This is a genomic window from Roseicyclus sp. (assembly GCF_965662675.1).
GTDB lineage: Bacteria > Pseudomonadota > Alphaproteobacteria > Rhodobacterales > Rhodobacteraceae > Roseicyclus.
Window position 1 is genome coordinate 1 of sequence record NZ_CBFIIK010000078.1, and the last position, 13471, is coordinate 13471.

The following is a 13471-nucleotide window of genomic DNA, read 5'->3' on the forward strand; positions in this document are numbered from 1 at the left end:
AGGAACTTGGCCCGCATCTCGGGCGTATCCTCGCCCATGAAGCTGGCCAGAAGCGGGGTTTCGCCCGCCACGGGGCAAAGCGCGTTGACGCGGACGCCGGCGGGGGCAAGCTCTACCGCCATGGTCTTGGTCGCGGTGATCATCCAGCCCTTGGAGGCATTGTACCAGTTCAGCCGTGGCCGGGGGCTGAGGCCCGCGGTGGAGGCGATGTTGAGGATCGCACCGGTGCGGGCCTGCTTCATCCCCGGCACGATTTCCCGCGCGGTCAGGTAGACGGATTTGGCGTTGATGGCGAGGACGCGGTCGAACTCCTCCTCGGTCACATCCTCCATCGGTTTGGGCAGATGGGTGATCCCTGCGTTGTTGACCAAGATGTCGATCCGGCCCCATGCCGCGCGCGCGGCCTTGGCCATGGCGGCGACAGAGGCGCCATTGGCGACATCGACGGTCTGGGCGATGCCGCCAATCTCGTCCGCGATGGTTTGCGCGGCGGCGCTGTTGATATCGGCCACCATCACCTGCGCTCCTTCACGGGCGAAGATGCGCGCGATCCCTGCGCCAAAGCCCGAGCCCGCGCCGGTGACGATGGCGGTTTTTCCGGTGAGTCTCATATCGCCTCCCTCAAGCGTTCCAAAGCCTGCCGCAGATCATCTTGGATAGGCAGGGCGCGGCGTGCAGCCAGATCGAAATGGACCGAGACATTCTCGGCCGTGAAAACCGTCGCACCATCCGACACCCGTGTCATCACATGAGCGAAGCGGGCGGATTTGGTGCCGATATGCAAAACGCGGCTGTCGATGCGCAGCACATCGCCCGCCAGCATCTCGGCGCGGTAGTCGCATTCGAGCCGTGCGGCGACGAAAGAGCGCTGGGTTGCGGCCATGGTCGCGCGGTCAAGCCCCGCCAGCCCTTGGATGATGAACATCGCGTCCGAGACCGCATCGACATAGGCTGCGACGTTCATATGGCCGAGGATATCGCAGTCGCGGGGCGCGACGGGGCGGCAGAGCGTCTGCATCGCGTCAGCCCCGCGCCATGTCGATGGCGCGCGCGCGGCGCATCGGCCAAAAGGCCAAAAGCGCGCCAAGCCCGCCCGCGACATAGGCCGCCTCATGCATGAAACCCGCGCGCAGGAAATCGGACGGGTCGACCCCGTCGGGCAGGGTCAGGACATCGTCGAGAAGGCCAGTGGCATCTGCCATCAAGCCGCCGACAAGGCCCATGAGGGCCGAAAAGGTCGCCAGCACCAGAACCAGCCCGATCGCCCCGATCCCGGCGGCAAGGTAGCTTTGGGCTTTCGGCACGGTGAACAGGCCATAGAGAAAGGCGGGCAGGCTGACGATCGCCCCCATCCACCAACTTGCCATCACGCCGACCTGCGCCGCCCCGAACCTTGCGGAGGTGCCTTCGGGGATGGCGAACTGGGGAAATTTGAGACTTTCGAAATAATCGGGGCCGACGGAATAGCTGAGTTGATTATGCAGCGCACCGAAAATCGCAGCCGAGATCGCGGCAAGTGCCACGAGCAAGAAGAAGGTTGGGAATTTGCCCAATGTCATGGCCGCTCCGAATTGCGCGTCGGTGACAGCCTAGCTTGGGCTGCGTGGGGCGTAAATGGCTCAGCCATGATGCGCGGCCACGGTCTTGAGGCCGGTCATGGCATAAAGCGCCTCGAACCCTTTTTCGCGGCCATGCCCCGATAGGCCGGTACCGCCGAAGGGAAGCTCGACCCCGCCCGCAGCGCCGTAATTGTTGAGGAATACCTGCCCTGCGCGCAGCTTTTTCGCCAACCGCATCTGGCGGCCCCCATCGCGCGACCAGATTGAGGCGACAAGGCCATAGGGCGTGCCATTGGCGATGCGGATGGCGTCGTCCTCATCCGTGAAGGGGAGGATGATCTGGACCGGGCCGAAAATCTCTTCTTGCGCGAGCGTGTGGTCAGGCGAGGGGCCTGCGATCAGTGCGGGCGCGATGTAGTGGCCGCCGGCGGGCAGATCGGCGGCAAGCTGGCCGCGCGCGATGATATGGGTGGGGTCGGCAAGGCCGAGATAGCGCTCGACGATGCCCTTTTGGCGGGCCGAGATCAGGGGGCCGATGCGCAGATCGGCGGTGGCGGGGCCGACGGTAAGCGCGCGATAGGCCGCGGCCATGCGGTCGCAGACCTCCGCATAGATGGAACGTTCCACAAGGATGCGGGAGGAGGCCGAGCAGGTTTGTCCCGCATTCTGGATGCCTGCGTTGACGAGAAAGGGCAGGGCCGCATCGAGATCGGCATCGGCAAAGACCAGTTGCGGGGATTTGCCGCCCAGCTCCAGCGTGACGGGCACGACGTTTTCGGCTGCCGCCGCCTGCACCTTGCGGCCCGTGGCGACGGAGCCTGTGAACGAGATGTGGCGGATGCCGGGGTGGGCGGTCAGCGCGGCCCCGGCCTCGGCACCCAAGCCCGGCACGACGTTGAGCGCGCCCGGCGGCAACCCCGCTTGGTGGGCCAGATCGGCAAAGGCCAGCGCGGTCAAACACGCCTCCTCCGCGGGTTTCAGGACACAGGCATTGCCAGCCGCCAGTGCCGCACCGACCGAACGGCCGATGATCTGCATCGGGTAATTCCACGGCACGATATGGCCGGTGACGCCATGCGGTTCGCGCAGCGTGTAGACGGTAAAGCCGCTCTGAAAGGGGATTGTCTCGCCCATCAGCTTGTCGGCGGCGCCTGCGTAGAATTCGCAATACCGCGCCATGGCGATGACGTCGTTACGCGCTTGGGCAAGCGGTTTGCCGACATCGGCGGCCTCCATCGCGGTGAGCGGTTCGATATGGTCGAGGATGATCTGCCCCAACCGCGCCAAGATGCGGCCGCGCTCGAAAGCGGGCATTGCGCCCCATTCACCGGCCAAGGCGGCCTCGGCGGCGGATACGGCTGCGTCGATATCGGCGGCCATGCCGCGTGCGATGCGCGCGATCTCCTGGCCTGTCGACGGGTCGATCACAGGCAGGGTTTCACCGCCAGCGGGGCGGCACCATTTGCCGCCGATGAACAGATGCGATGGGTCGAACCAAGGGGTCATGCGGGGGCCCTTTCCGTAACGGGAAGCCGTGGTGCGGCGTTGATGAGTTGTCGTGTATAGGCGTGCTTTGGTGCGTCGAATACGGCCGCGGTCGGGCCTTGCTCCACGATCTGGCCCGCTTGCATCACCAAGACCCGGTCGGTGATCGCGCGCACCACCGTCAGATCATGAGAGATGAAGAGATAGGACAGCCCCAGCTCGCCCTGCAATTCGGCCAGTAGGTCGAGAATGCGTGCGCGCACCGAGACATCAAGGGCCGAGACCGCCTCGTCCAGCACCAAGATCTTGGGTCTTGTGATCAGCGCACGGGCAATCGCGATGCGCTGGCGTTGACCGCCCGAGAATTCGTGCGGGTATTTCTCCAAATCGTCGGGTGATAGGCGCACGGCGCGCAGCGCCTCGGCCACGCGGTCGCGGCGGTCGGCCCCTTGCGGCGGATCGGGCAACAGGTGAAACGGCTCGGCCACGATCCGCGCGACGCGCCAACGGGGGTTGAAGCTGCCATAGGGGTCTTGGAACACAACCTGAATGCCTGCGCGCAGGGCGCGGGGCATCTGTGGCACGATGGATTGGCCAAAAAGCCGGATATCGCCAGCTTGGATCGGATCGAGCCCGAGGATCGCGCGGGTGAGAGTCGATTTCCCACAGCCGCTTTCGCCCACAAGGCCGAGGCTTTCGCCCTTGTGCAAGGTGAAGCTGACATCCTTTACCGCTTCGATAGCCGCGCCTCGGCGCAGGCCCGAACGCGGCCCTGCATAGCTGCGCATCACATTCTCGACGTGCAGAAGCGGCTCGGGCGCAGGTTGCGGCGCGCGGTTGGGGCGGTGCGATGAGGCCGCGAAAAGTGCGGCCGTATACGGGTGGCGGCGTTCGGTCAAAACATGCTGCGTTGGCCCCGTCTCGACGATTTTGCCCGCTTGCATGACGCCGATCCGGTCGGCCATGTCAGCCACCACAGCAAGATCGTGGGTAATCAAGAGAAGCGCCATACCCTCATCGGCTACCAGCGATTTCAGCAGATCGAGGATCTGTGCCTGTGTCGTCACATCGAGCGCTGTTGTCGGCTCATCGGCGATCAGCAGTTGCGGGTTGAGCGCGATGGCGGCGGCGATGCAGGCACGCTGGCGTTGGCCGCCCGACAGCTCGTGCGGGAAACGGTCGAGCGCGATCTGGGACAGGCCCACACGGTCCAGCCGGTCACGCGCGATGCGCCGCGCCTTGGCCCGGCTGGCACGGCCGTGGATGATCAGCGTTTCGGCTACCTGTTCGCCGATGGTCTGCACCGGGTTCAGCGCGGTCATGGGTTCTTGAAAGATCATCCCGATCCGGTTGCCCCGGACCGCGCAAAGCTGTGCCTCGCTTTGGGTCAAAAGATCGGTGCCATCAAGGCCAATGGTCCCCGCTGCCTGCGCGCCTTGGGGCAGTAGACCCATGATCGCCAGCGCGGTCATGGATTTGCCAGATCCGCTTTCACCCACCAGGCCCACGATCTCGCCCGGTGCGATATCGAGCGATACATCCCGCAGGATCGCTGTGCCGTGGATGCTGAGCGACAGGCGGTCGAGCGCGATCATGTTCGGTCCCGCCGCAATCGCGGGTCGAGCAGGTCGCGCAGCCCATCACCCATCAGATTCAGCCCCAAGACCATCATCACGATGGCCAGCCCCGGCAGCACGGCGAGCATCGGGTGGGTGTAGATCATCGTCTGCGCTTCGGCGAGCATCCGGCCCCAGCTCGGGATGGGTGGCTGTGCGCCAAGCCCCACATAGCTGAGCGCCGCCTCGGCCAAGATGCCGAGCGAGAACTGGATCGTCGCCTGTACGATCAGCAGGTTCGTGATATTGGGCAAGACATGCTCGGCCGATATGCGGAGCTTGCCTTTGCCGGCCGTGCGGGCGGCCAAGATGTAGTCGAGTGTCCACAAGGGCAGGGCCGCGCCGCGCGCCACGCGGGCGAAGACGGGGATGTTGAAGATACCGATGGCGAGGATCGCATTGGTGGCCGACGGCCCGTAGCGCGCGGTGATCAATATCGCGATGACGAGGCTGGGAAAGGCAAAGATCAAGTCATTGCCGCGCATGATGACCTCGTCCAGCAGACCGCCCCGATTGGCGGCGGCGGCAAGGCCCAGCGGCACCCCGAGCGCCACGCCGATGCCCACCGCGATGACGGCGACTGCGATGGATGTCTGTGCGCCCACCATCAGCATCGACAGCATATCGCGCCCAAGCTGGTCGGTCCCAAGCACATGTGTGGCCGATGGCGGTTGCATCCGGGTCGCGATCGAGACGCCATCGACGGCATGGGGCACCCAAACAAGCGAGATCAGCGCGGCGATCAGAAACAGCCCTGAAAGCGTGGCGCCGATCCAAAGGGCGGTGGGAAGGCGGCTCATCTGCGGCGCAGCCTCGGGTCGACCAGCACATAGGCAAGATCGACCAGAAATGTCACGAGGATCACCGCGAAGACCAAAAGCATGGTGACTGATTCCACCACGATCAGGTCGCGCTGGGTGATGCCTTGAAAGATCAGCCGCCCAAGTCCGGGTAGAAAAAAGACGTTTTCGATGATGATGGCCCCGGCGATCAGGAAGGAAAATTGCAGCCCGATGATCGTCAAGACCGGGATCAGCGCGTTTCTCAGCGCATGGCGGCGGATCGTCTGGGCGCGTGATAGCCCCTTGGCGCGCGCGGTGCGGATGTAATCTTGATCGAGCGTGTCCAGAAGCGCCGAGCGCATGACACGCGCAAGGATTGCGGCCTGCGGCAATGCCAGCGCGATGGCTGGGAGCGTCAGCGATTTGAGAGCAGCGGCAGGATCGGACCATCCGGGAAAGCCACCTGCTGCGAACCAGCGCAGATTGACCGCGAAGACCAGCACCAAGAGCATGGCGAACCAGAAATTCGGCACCGCGATGCCAAGCTGGGTCGCCCCCATGATGCCGTGATCGGCCCAAGTGGCACGCCGCGCGGCGGCGATGATGCCGATGGGAAAGGCAATCAGCGTGGATAGCGTCAGCGCGTAGATCGCCAAGGGAACCGAGACCCAGATCCGGTCGGCCACCAGATCGGAAACCGGCACGCGGTAGGTGTAAGAAATGCCGAAATCGCCCGTCAGCATGCCGCCGACCCATGCGAAATAGCGCGCCAGCGGCCCCGCATCGAGGCCAAGCTCGGCCCGCAGCGCGGCAAGGTTCTCGGGCGTTGCGTTCAGCCCCATCATGTAGCTGGCCGGATCGCCGGGGATGACCTCGACCAGCGCAAAGATCACGACGCTCGCCAAGATGAGGCTGAGCCCGAGTGAAAAGGCGCGGGTGAGGACATAGCGCAGCATGCAGCGAGGCTACCTTGCCACGCGAAGCTGGGCCAGAGGCGAGTTGCGGCCCTTTCATGGTGGTGGTTTCGGGCTTTTGCCGCGATGCAGCGAATTGACAAACTCACAATATTTTCAATATACGCGTCTGAACGTAATCTTATTGCCGAACGCACGATAGGAGCCACTCATGACAGCCCCCAAGCGCGACAATCCTTGGCTCATCCGCACCTATGCGGGCCATTCCACGGCCAAGGCCTCGAACGCGCTTTACCGGGGCAATCTGGCCAAGGGGCAAACGGGGCTTTCGGTGGCTTTCGATCTGCCCACCCAAACCGGCTATGACAGCGATCATGTGCTGGCGCGTGGCGAGGTGGGCAAGGTCGGCGTACCGATCTGTCACTTGGGCGATATGGCGACATTGTTCGACCAGATCCCGCTGGAACAGATGAACACCTCGATGACGATCAACGCGACCGCGCCATGGCTTTTGGCGCTTTATATCGCGGTGGCAGAACAGCAAGGTGCCGATACACGTCAATTGCAAGGCACGGTGCAAAACGATCTGATCAAGGAATACCTCAGCCGCGGCACCTATATCAGCCCGCCCAAACCCAGCTTGGCGATGATCGCGGACGTTGCGGAATATTGTTACACGCATGTGCCGAAATGGAACCCGATGAATGTGTGTTCCTACCATTTGCAAGAGGCCGGCGCGACGCCTGAGCAAGAGCTGGCATTCGCTTTGGCGACGGCCATCGCCGTGCTGGATGAATTGCGCCCGCGCGTCCCTGCCGAGGATTTTCCGATCCTTGTGGGGCGCATTTCGTTTTTCGTGAATGCGGGTATTCGGTTTGTCACCGAGATGTGCAAGATGCGCGCTTTCGTCGATCTGTGGGATGAGATTTGCGAAACCCGCTATGGTGTGACCGATCCGAAATACCGCCGTTTCCGCTATGGGGTTCAGGTCAATTCCCTTGGGCTGACCGAGCAACAGCCGGAAAACAATGTCTATCGCATCTTGATCGAGATGCTGGCCGTGACGCTTTCGAAAAAAGCGCGTGCGCGCGCGGTGCAGTTGCCCGCTTGGAACGAGGCGCTGGGCCTGCCGCGGCCGTGGGATCAGCAATGGTCGATGCGGATGCAGCAGATCATGGCCTATGAGACCGACCTTCTGGAATTCGACGATCTGTTCGACGCCAACCCGGCGGTTGATGCGAAGGTGGCCGAGCTGAAGGCAGGCGCCCGCGCGGAATTGGCCAATCTCGATGCGATGGGCGGTGCGATTGCCGCCATCGATTACATGAAGGCGCGATTGGTCGATTCCAACGCAGACCGGGTCAACCGGATCGAGCGGGGCGAAACAGTCGTGGTGGGCGTGAACAAATACACCGCCAGCGAGCCTTCGCCGCTTATGGGCGAGGATGGCGGGATCATGTTGGTCGATCCGGCGGTGGAGCAAGATCAGATCGTCCGGCTGGAGGCATGGCGCGTGGGTCGCGATGCAGCGGCGGTCAAGGCCGCGCTGGATGATCTGCGTGCGGCTGCGGCTGCGGGGCGCAATGTCATGCCCGCCTCGATCGCCGCAGCAAAGGCGGGGGTGACCACGGGCGAATGGGCCGGTGTGATGCGCGCGGTGCATGGTGAGTATCGCGGGCCCACGGGTGTGTCGAAATCGGTATCGAACAAGACCGAGGGTCTCGATGATATCCGCGCCGCTGTCGATGCGGTCAGTGATCGGCTGGGGCGGCGGCTGAAATTTCTGGTCGGAAAGCCGGGGCTTGATGGTCATTCCAACGGTGCCGAGCAAATCGCCTTTCGCGCGCGCGATTGCGGGATGGATATCACCTATGACGGCATCCGGCTGACGCCCGAAGAAATCATCGCGACCGCCCGCGAGCAGGGTGCGCATGTGATCGGCCTTTCCATTCTGTCGGGTAGCCATGTGCCGCTGATCGCCGATGTGATGGCGCGTTTGCGCGCCGCGGGATTGGGCCATATTCCCGTCATGGTTGGCGGGATCATACCCGATGACGATGCGGAAAAATTGAAATCTTTTGGCGTCGCACGGGTCTATACGCCCAAGGATTTCGAATTGAACAATATCATGATGGATGTCGTTTTATTGGCCGATTCCAAGGAATTCGCCGCTGAATAGGCCAAAAATAGATATGTTTGGATTAATACGGCCCGCTTGCGTTTAAAATTATAATGCGGCATATCCGCCGCAGTGTAGTTTTGCCGAAAGGGCCAATTATGGTAAAGTCGATCGACAACATGAGCCTCTCTGAACTGCAGGCTTATCATAAAGAAGTCGAAGCTGCGATTAAGGGTTACGAGAAAAAGAAGCGGACCGAGGCGCTTGCTGCTGTGCGCGCCACCGCGAAAGAGCACGGGTTCACGCTCGAGGAACTGATCGGTGGAAAGGCCGCTGGCAAAGCCACGGCCAAGGGTGTCGCGAAATACGCCAACCCGGCCGATCCTTCACAGACATGGTCAGGCCGTGGGCGTCAGCCTGCATGGATCAAAGAGGCACTCGCGGCGGGCAAATCGCTCGATACGATGGCGATCTGATCCAATGACCGTTCACATCGGCGCCAAGCCCGGTGAGATCGCCGAAACGGTTTTGATGCCGGGCGATCCGCTGCGCGCCGAATGGGCGGCCAAGACCTTTCTCGACGATGCCGTTTGCGTCAATCGCGTGCGCGGCATGTTGGGATATACCGGATCGTGGCGCGGCAATCGCGTCACGATCCACGGCTCGGGCATGGGCATGCCCAGCCTGTCGATCTATGCCAATGAGCTGATCCGCGACTATGGGGCGAAAACCCTGATCCGCATCGGATCGGCGGGGGCGATGCAAGAGCGAGTGCAATTGCGCGATATCGTTCTGGCGATGAGCTGTTCGTCGCTGTCCACCCCTTCGCGCGGGATTTTCCGGGAAATGAATTTCGCCCCATGTGCCGATTTCGGCCTATTGGCGGCGGCCCATCGCGCGGCATCGGCGCGGGGGGTGCCGACCCATGTGGGCGGCATCTATTCTTCGGATGTGTTTTATGACGAGCGCGACGATCTGAACGCGCAACTGATGCGCCACGGCGTTCTGGCTGTCGAGATGGAGGCGGCTGAGCTTTACACGCTGGCCGCGCGTTACGGGGTGCGTGCGCTGGCGGTGCTGACGATTTCGGATCATCTGGTGACCAAGGAAGAACTGCCCTCGGCCGATCGGCAATCAAGCTTTGCCGACATGGTCGAGATCGCGCTGGAAGCGGCCTTCGCATAACGAAAAACGCGCATTTTCGTATGGCAAAACCGCAGTTTTGCGCCCCCTCAGCCCCGCAGCAGCCGCCTGATGATCCGCTCCAGCTTGGCCGCGCCCAATGGTGCCATGGCCTTGGTATGCTCATGGCTGATCTGTTCGTCCGATAGCCCCGCCGCCTTGTTGGTGATGGTCGAGATCGCCGCGACGCGCAGGCCGAGAAACCGCGCAAGGATCACCTCGGGCACGGTCGACATGCCCACCGCATCCGCGCCCAAGATACGGATTGCGCGGATCTCGGCCGGTGTTTCGAAGGAGGGGCCGGAATACCACGCATAGACCCCTTCCATCAGCGGGATGGCCTCGGCCTGCGCCGCCGCTTTGAGGGCTGCGCGCAGGTCGGGATCATGGGCTTGCGTCATCGGTACGAAACGCGCATCGGTTTTTTCACCGATCAGCGGGTTCAGCCCGGAAAAGTTGATGTGGTCGGACAAGAGCATCAGATCGCCGGGGTCGAGGTCGGGGTGCATCGACCCCGCCGCATTGGTCAGGATCAGCCGCTCGCCGCCGAGCGCTTTCAGTACCTCCAAGGGCAGGCGCATCGCATCGCCGCGCCCGCTTTCATAGTAATGCGCGCGGCCTCCGAAAATGGCTACACGGGTGTCCTCGAGCTGGCCGATCACCAGCTTGGGGTTATGGCCCGACACGCCCGCATGCGGAAAGCCGGGCAGATCGGTGTAGTCGATCGCCACACCGTCGACCTGATCGGCGATATGGCCCAGCCCCGATCCCAGAACCATGCCATAGGCAGGCGGCTCTGTGCCTGCGCGTTCGCGGATGAAGTCGGCCAGGTCTTCAGCGTTCCTTGACATAGGGCTCCCCCCCTGCGCGCGGCGGAATGGCCTTGCCGACAAGCCCCGCCAGCACGATGACGACCAGAATATAAGGCAAGGCCTGCATGAACTGCACCGGCACGATGAACTCACCCAGTTGGATGTTTTGATAGCGATTGCCCACCGCGTCGAAGAAGCCGAATAGCAGGCAGGCCGAGAGCGCATACCACGGCCGCCACTTGGCGAAGATCAGCGCGGCCAGCGCGATGAAGCCGCGCCCGGCGCTCATATCCTTGACGAAGCCCGATGATAGCGCGGTCGACAGATAGGCCCCCGCGATCCCACACAAAACGCCCGCGATCAGCACAGCGGCAAAGCGCAGGCCCACAACCGATATGCCTGCCGTATCAACCGCCGCCGGGTTCTCACCCACCGCGCGCAGGCGCAGGCCAAAGCGCGTGCGATACAGCAGCCACCAGGTCAGCGGCACGCAGGCGAGTGCGAGGTAAACAAGGATCGAATGGCCCGAGATCAGCTCGGAATAGGTCTGCCCCAGCGGCCCTTGCTGGGCGATGTCGCGGATGCGGGTGGCCGCGCCCGGCAGTTCGATATTGCCAAAGCGCGCATCCGACGACAGCTGCGGGGTGCGCCCGCCTTGGGCGAACCATGTCTGGGCGATCACCACGGCCAGACCGGCCGCCAAGAAATTGATCGCGACGCCCGAGATCAGCTGGTTGCCCCGAAAGGTGATCGAGGCCAGCCCGTGCAAAAGCGCCAGCACCATCGAGGCGGCAATCCCTGCCAATAGCCCCACCCAGACCAAGCCCGAGGTATAGGCGATGGCGGCAGCGAAAAACGCCGCGACCAACATCTTGCCCTCAAGCCCGATATCGAAAATGCCCGCACGTTCCGACCACAGCCCGGCCAGACAGGCCAGCAAAAGCGGCGTGGCAAGCCGGACGGTGCTATCGAGGATTTGCAAGATCGTCAGGAAATCCATGGTCTCACTCCGCCGGGTTGGGGCGCGCGGCGTCATCGCGGCGGCGCTTGAGCGCGAGGAATAGTCTTTGCACCGGCATGCGCACCATGTTGTCGAGCGCGCCGGTGAACAAGATCACTAGCGCTTGGATGACCACGATCATCTCGCGGCTGATGGCGGGCATCTCGAACTGCAACTCGGCCCCGCCTTGGTAAAGCGCGCCGAAGAGGAGGGCGGCCAGCACCACGCCCACCGGGTGCGAGCGGCCCATGAGTGCCACCGCAATGCCAACGAAACCCGCCCCTTCGACGAAATCGAGAACGAGGCGCTCGGCCTCGCCCATCACGACATTGATCGCCATCATGCCCGCCAGCGCGCCCGAGATCAGCATGGTGATCATGATGATCTTGGTGGGGTTGATACCTGCGTAGACGGCGGCTGTCTCGGACTGGCCGAAGGCGCGGATTTCATAGCCAAGCCGGGTGCGCCAGATCAAAAGCCAGACCAGCACGCAGGCGATCAGCGCCAGAAAGATCGAGATATTGAGCGGCGTTGAGCCGCGAAAGCCAAGACCGCCTGCGAAATCGGCCGCACTTGGCAAGTGGGTCGCTGCCGCGAAGGTTGCACTTTCGGGCGCCATCGACCCTTCGACGCGGAACACATTGACCAGCAGATAAACCAGCAAGGCAGAGGCGATGTAATTGAACATGATCGTCGTGATCACGATATGGCTGCCGCGCTTGGCCTGTAGATAGGCCGGCACAGCCGCCCAGAGGGCCGAGAAAAGCATGGCAAAGCCCATCGCGGCGGCAAGCGCGAGCGACCAGTGCGGCCAATCCACGGCCAACAAGATCACCGCGACGCCCAAGCCACCAAGGGCGGCCTGCCCCTCGCCGCCGATGTTGAAGAGCCGCGCGTGGAAGGCCACGGCGACAGCCAAGCCGGTGAAGATGAAATTCGTGGCGTAATAGAGCGTGTAGCCCCAACCATAGGCCGAGCCGAACGCGCCCTTGACCATGATCTGCATCGCGCGCAGCGGGCTTTCCCCGATGATCGCCACGACCAGCCCCGAGACGAGCAGCGCCAAGACCACGCTGATCAGCGGGATCAAGACGACATCGGCCCATTTCGGCATCTTGTCCATCACGCGGCCCCCTCGGTTACGCCGGCCATCAAAAGGCCAAGGGCGTTCTGATCGGTCTGATCGGGTATCCGCTCGCCCATGATTTGCCCGTCGAACATCACCGCGATGCGGTCCGACAAGCCCATGATCTCGTCGAGTTCCACGCTTACCAGCAAGATCGCCTTGCCTTGATCGCGCAGCGCGATGATCTGGCGATGGATGAACTCGATCGCCCCGATATCGACGCCGCGCGTCGGTTGGCCCACCAAAAGCAGATCGGGGGCGCGGTCCATCTCGCGGGCGACGACGATCTTTTGCTGGTTGCCGCCCGAGAAATTGCGCGCTGGCAGGCGCGGGTTGGGCGGGCGCACATCGTAGCGCGCCATCTTATCGGCGCAGTCGGCCTTGATCGCGGCATTGTTCATCAGCACGCCCGATTGGAAGGCCGGGTCGCGGTGATAGCCGAAGGCCACGTTTTCCCATGCCTCGAATGGCATGATCAGCCCTTCGGTCTGGCGATCTTCGGGAACATGGCCGATGCCCATCTCGCGGCGGGCTTGCCCATTGGCCTGTGCGCCGGTGATGGCAATGGGCTGGCCGAACAGGCTGACCGCCCCACCGCTGGCCGCGATCATGCCGCCCAGAACCTCGAGCAATTCGGTCTGCCCATTGCCCGCGACACCCGCGATACCCAGGATCTCGCCACGCCGGATTTCGAACGACACGCCCTTGAGCCGCTCGACCCCACCACGGCGCACCCGCAGGTCTTCGACCTTCAGCACCACCTCACCCGGTTGGGCCGGGGTTTTGTCGACCTGCAACAGAACCTTGCGGCCCACCATCATCTCGGCCAGTTCGGCGGGTGATGTCTCGGCGGTCTTGACTGTATTCGTCATCTCG

The 13471-nt window shown here is 63.1% G+C and carries 14 protein-coding genes; 3 read left to right on the forward strand and 11 right to left on the reverse strand.

The features are described 5' to 3' along the window. The 7 genes from ACTG4J_RS11235 to ACTG4J_RS11265 form a co-directional block, all read right to left on the reverse strand. Positions 1–611 (reverse strand): glucose 1-dehydrogenase (locus ACTG4J_RS11235; RefSeq protein ID WP_439139569.1); only part of this gene is annotated, 611 nt, incomplete at its 3' end. Further along, positions 608–1018 (reverse strand): acyl-CoA thioesterase, encoded by a 411-nt coding sequence (locus ACTG4J_RS11240; RefSeq protein ID WP_439139571.1) that lies wholly within the window; start codon positions 1016–1018, stop codon positions 608–610. The genes ACTG4J_RS11235 and ACTG4J_RS11240, both read right to left, overlap by 4 nt. 4 nt (positions 1019–1022) lie before the next feature. Further along, a complete protein-coding gene (locus ACTG4J_RS11245) occupies positions 1023–1559 on the reverse strand; it encodes a hypothetical protein (RefSeq protein ID WP_439139573.1) in 537 nt (178 codons plus the stop codon). Positions 1560–1619: 60 nt separating this feature from the next. Further along, a complete protein-coding gene (locus ACTG4J_RS11250) occupies positions 1620–3065 on the reverse strand; it encodes an aldehyde dehydrogenase family protein (RefSeq protein WP_439139575.1) in 1446 nt (481 codons plus the stop codon). Next, entirely contained in the window at positions 3062–4639 is a 1578-nt protein-coding gene (locus ACTG4J_RS11255; protein ID WP_439139576.1) for an ABC transporter ATP-binding protein, read from the reverse strand. The genes ACTG4J_RS11250 and ACTG4J_RS11255 overlap by 4 nt, the downstream gene beginning before the upstream one ends. Then, entirely contained in the window at positions 4636–5460 is an 825-nt protein-coding gene (locus ACTG4J_RS11260; RefSeq protein WP_439139578.1) for an ABC transporter permease, read from the reverse strand. The genes ACTG4J_RS11255 and ACTG4J_RS11260 overlap by 4 nt, the downstream gene beginning before the upstream one ends. Then, positions 5457–6398, reverse strand: a complete 942-nt coding sequence (locus tag ACTG4J_RS11265; RefSeq protein WP_439139579.1) for an ABC transporter permease — start codon at positions 6396–6398, stop codon at positions 5457–5459. Before ACTG4J_RS11265 ends, ACTG4J_RS11260 begins: the two co-directional genes overlap by 4 nt. 169 nt (positions 6399–6567) lie before the next feature. Here ACTG4J_RS11265 and ACTG4J_RS11270 point away from each other — a divergent pair, with 169 nt between their 5' ends. From ACTG4J_RS11270 to deoD, 3 genes are read left to right on the forward strand one after another with little or no spacing between them, the layout of a single operon-like run. Next, positions 6568–8535: a protein meaA gene (locus ACTG4J_RS11270; protein WP_439139581.1), complete on the forward strand. Its 1968-nt coding sequence runs from the start codon at positions 6568–6570 to the stop codon at positions 8533–8535. Between the two features lie 53 nt (positions 8536–8588). Then, positions 8589–8951 (forward strand): H-NS histone family protein, encoded by a 363-nt coding sequence (locus ACTG4J_RS11275; protein WP_439139583.1) that lies wholly within the window; start codon positions 8589–8591, stop codon positions 8949–8951. Positions 8952–8955: 4 nt separating this feature from the next. Beyond that, positions 8956–9660, forward strand: coding sequence for a purine-nucleoside phosphorylase (deoD, locus tag ACTG4J_RS11280; protein ID WP_439139585.1), 705 nt, complete (start codon positions 8956–8958; stop codon positions 9658–9660). Between the two features lie 47 nt (positions 9661–9707). On the opposite strand, the gene ACTG4J_RS11285 is transcribed toward deoD, so the two are convergent. The 4 genes from ACTG4J_RS11285 to ACTG4J_RS11300 form a co-directional block, all read right to left on the reverse strand. Further along, positions 9708–10508, reverse strand: coding sequence for a purine-nucleoside phosphorylase (locus tag ACTG4J_RS11285; protein ID WP_439139586.1), 801 nt, complete (start codon positions 10506–10508; stop codon positions 9708–9710). Beyond that, entirely contained in the window at positions 10492–11469 is a 978-nt protein-coding gene (locus ACTG4J_RS11290; RefSeq protein ID WP_439139588.1) for an ABC transporter permease, read from the reverse strand. Before ACTG4J_RS11290 ends, ACTG4J_RS11285 begins: the two co-directional genes overlap by 17 nt. Positions 11470–11473: 4 nt before the next feature. Then, a complete protein-coding gene (locus tag ACTG4J_RS11295) occupies positions 11474–12592 on the reverse strand; it encodes an ABC transporter permease (RefSeq protein ID WP_439139589.1) in 1119 nt (372 codons plus the stop codon). Beyond that, on the reverse strand, positions 12592–13471 hold an 880-nt coding region (locus ACTG4J_RS11300), incomplete at its 5' end, for an ATP-binding cassette domain-containing protein (protein ID WP_439139591.1). The genes ACTG4J_RS11300 and ACTG4J_RS11295, both read right to left, overlap by 1 nt.

Excerpts from the sequence above, each read along its gene's own strand:
- ACTG4J_RS11255 (WP_439139576.1), bottom strand. The coding sequence starts at position 4,639 with ATGATCGCGCTCGACCGCCTGTCGCTCAGCATCCACGGCACAGCGATC.
- deoD (WP_439139585.1), top strand. The coding sequence starts at position 8,956 with ATGACCGTTCACATCGGCGCCAAGCCCGGTGAGATCGCCGAAACGGTT.
- ACTG4J_RS11275 (WP_439139583.1), top strand. The coding sequence starts at position 8,589 with ATGCGGCATATCCGCCGCAGTGTAGTTTTGCCGAAAGGGCCAATTATG.
- ACTG4J_RS11270 (WP_439139581.1), top strand. The coding sequence starts at position 6,568 with ATGACAGCCCCCAAGCGCGACAATCCTTGGCTCATCCGCACCTATGCG.
- ACTG4J_RS11260 (WP_439139578.1), bottom strand. The coding sequence starts at position 5,460 with ATGAGCCGCCTTCCCACCGCCCTTTGGATCGGCGCCACGCTTTCAGGG.
- ACTG4J_RS11245 (WP_439139573.1), bottom strand. The coding sequence starts at position 1,559 with ATGACATTGGGCAAATTCCCAACCTTCTTCTTGCTCGTGGCACTTGCC.
- ACTG4J_RS11290 (WP_439139588.1), bottom strand. The coding sequence starts at position 11,469 with ATGGATTTCCTGACGATCTTGCAAATCCTCGATAGCACCGTCCGGCTT.
- ACTG4J_RS11240 (WP_439139571.1), bottom strand. The coding sequence starts at position 1,018 with ATGCAGACGCTCTGCCGCCCCGTCGCGCCCCGCGACTGCGATATCCTC.
- ACTG4J_RS11265 (WP_439139579.1), bottom strand. The coding sequence starts at position 6,398 with ATGCTGCGCTATGTCCTCACCCGCGCCTTTTCACTCGGGCTCAGCCTC.
- ACTG4J_RS11295 (WP_439139589.1), bottom strand. The coding sequence starts at position 12,592 with ATGGACAAGATGCCGAAATGGGCCGATGTCGTCTTGATCCCGCTGATC.
- ACTG4J_RS11250 (WP_439139575.1), bottom strand. The coding sequence starts at position 3,065 with ATGACCCCTTGGTTCGACCCATCGCATCTGTTCATCGGCGGCAAATGG.
- ACTG4J_RS11285 (WP_439139586.1), bottom strand. The coding sequence starts at position 10,508 with ATGTCAAGGAACGCTGAAGACCTGGCCGACTTCATCCGCGAACGCGCA.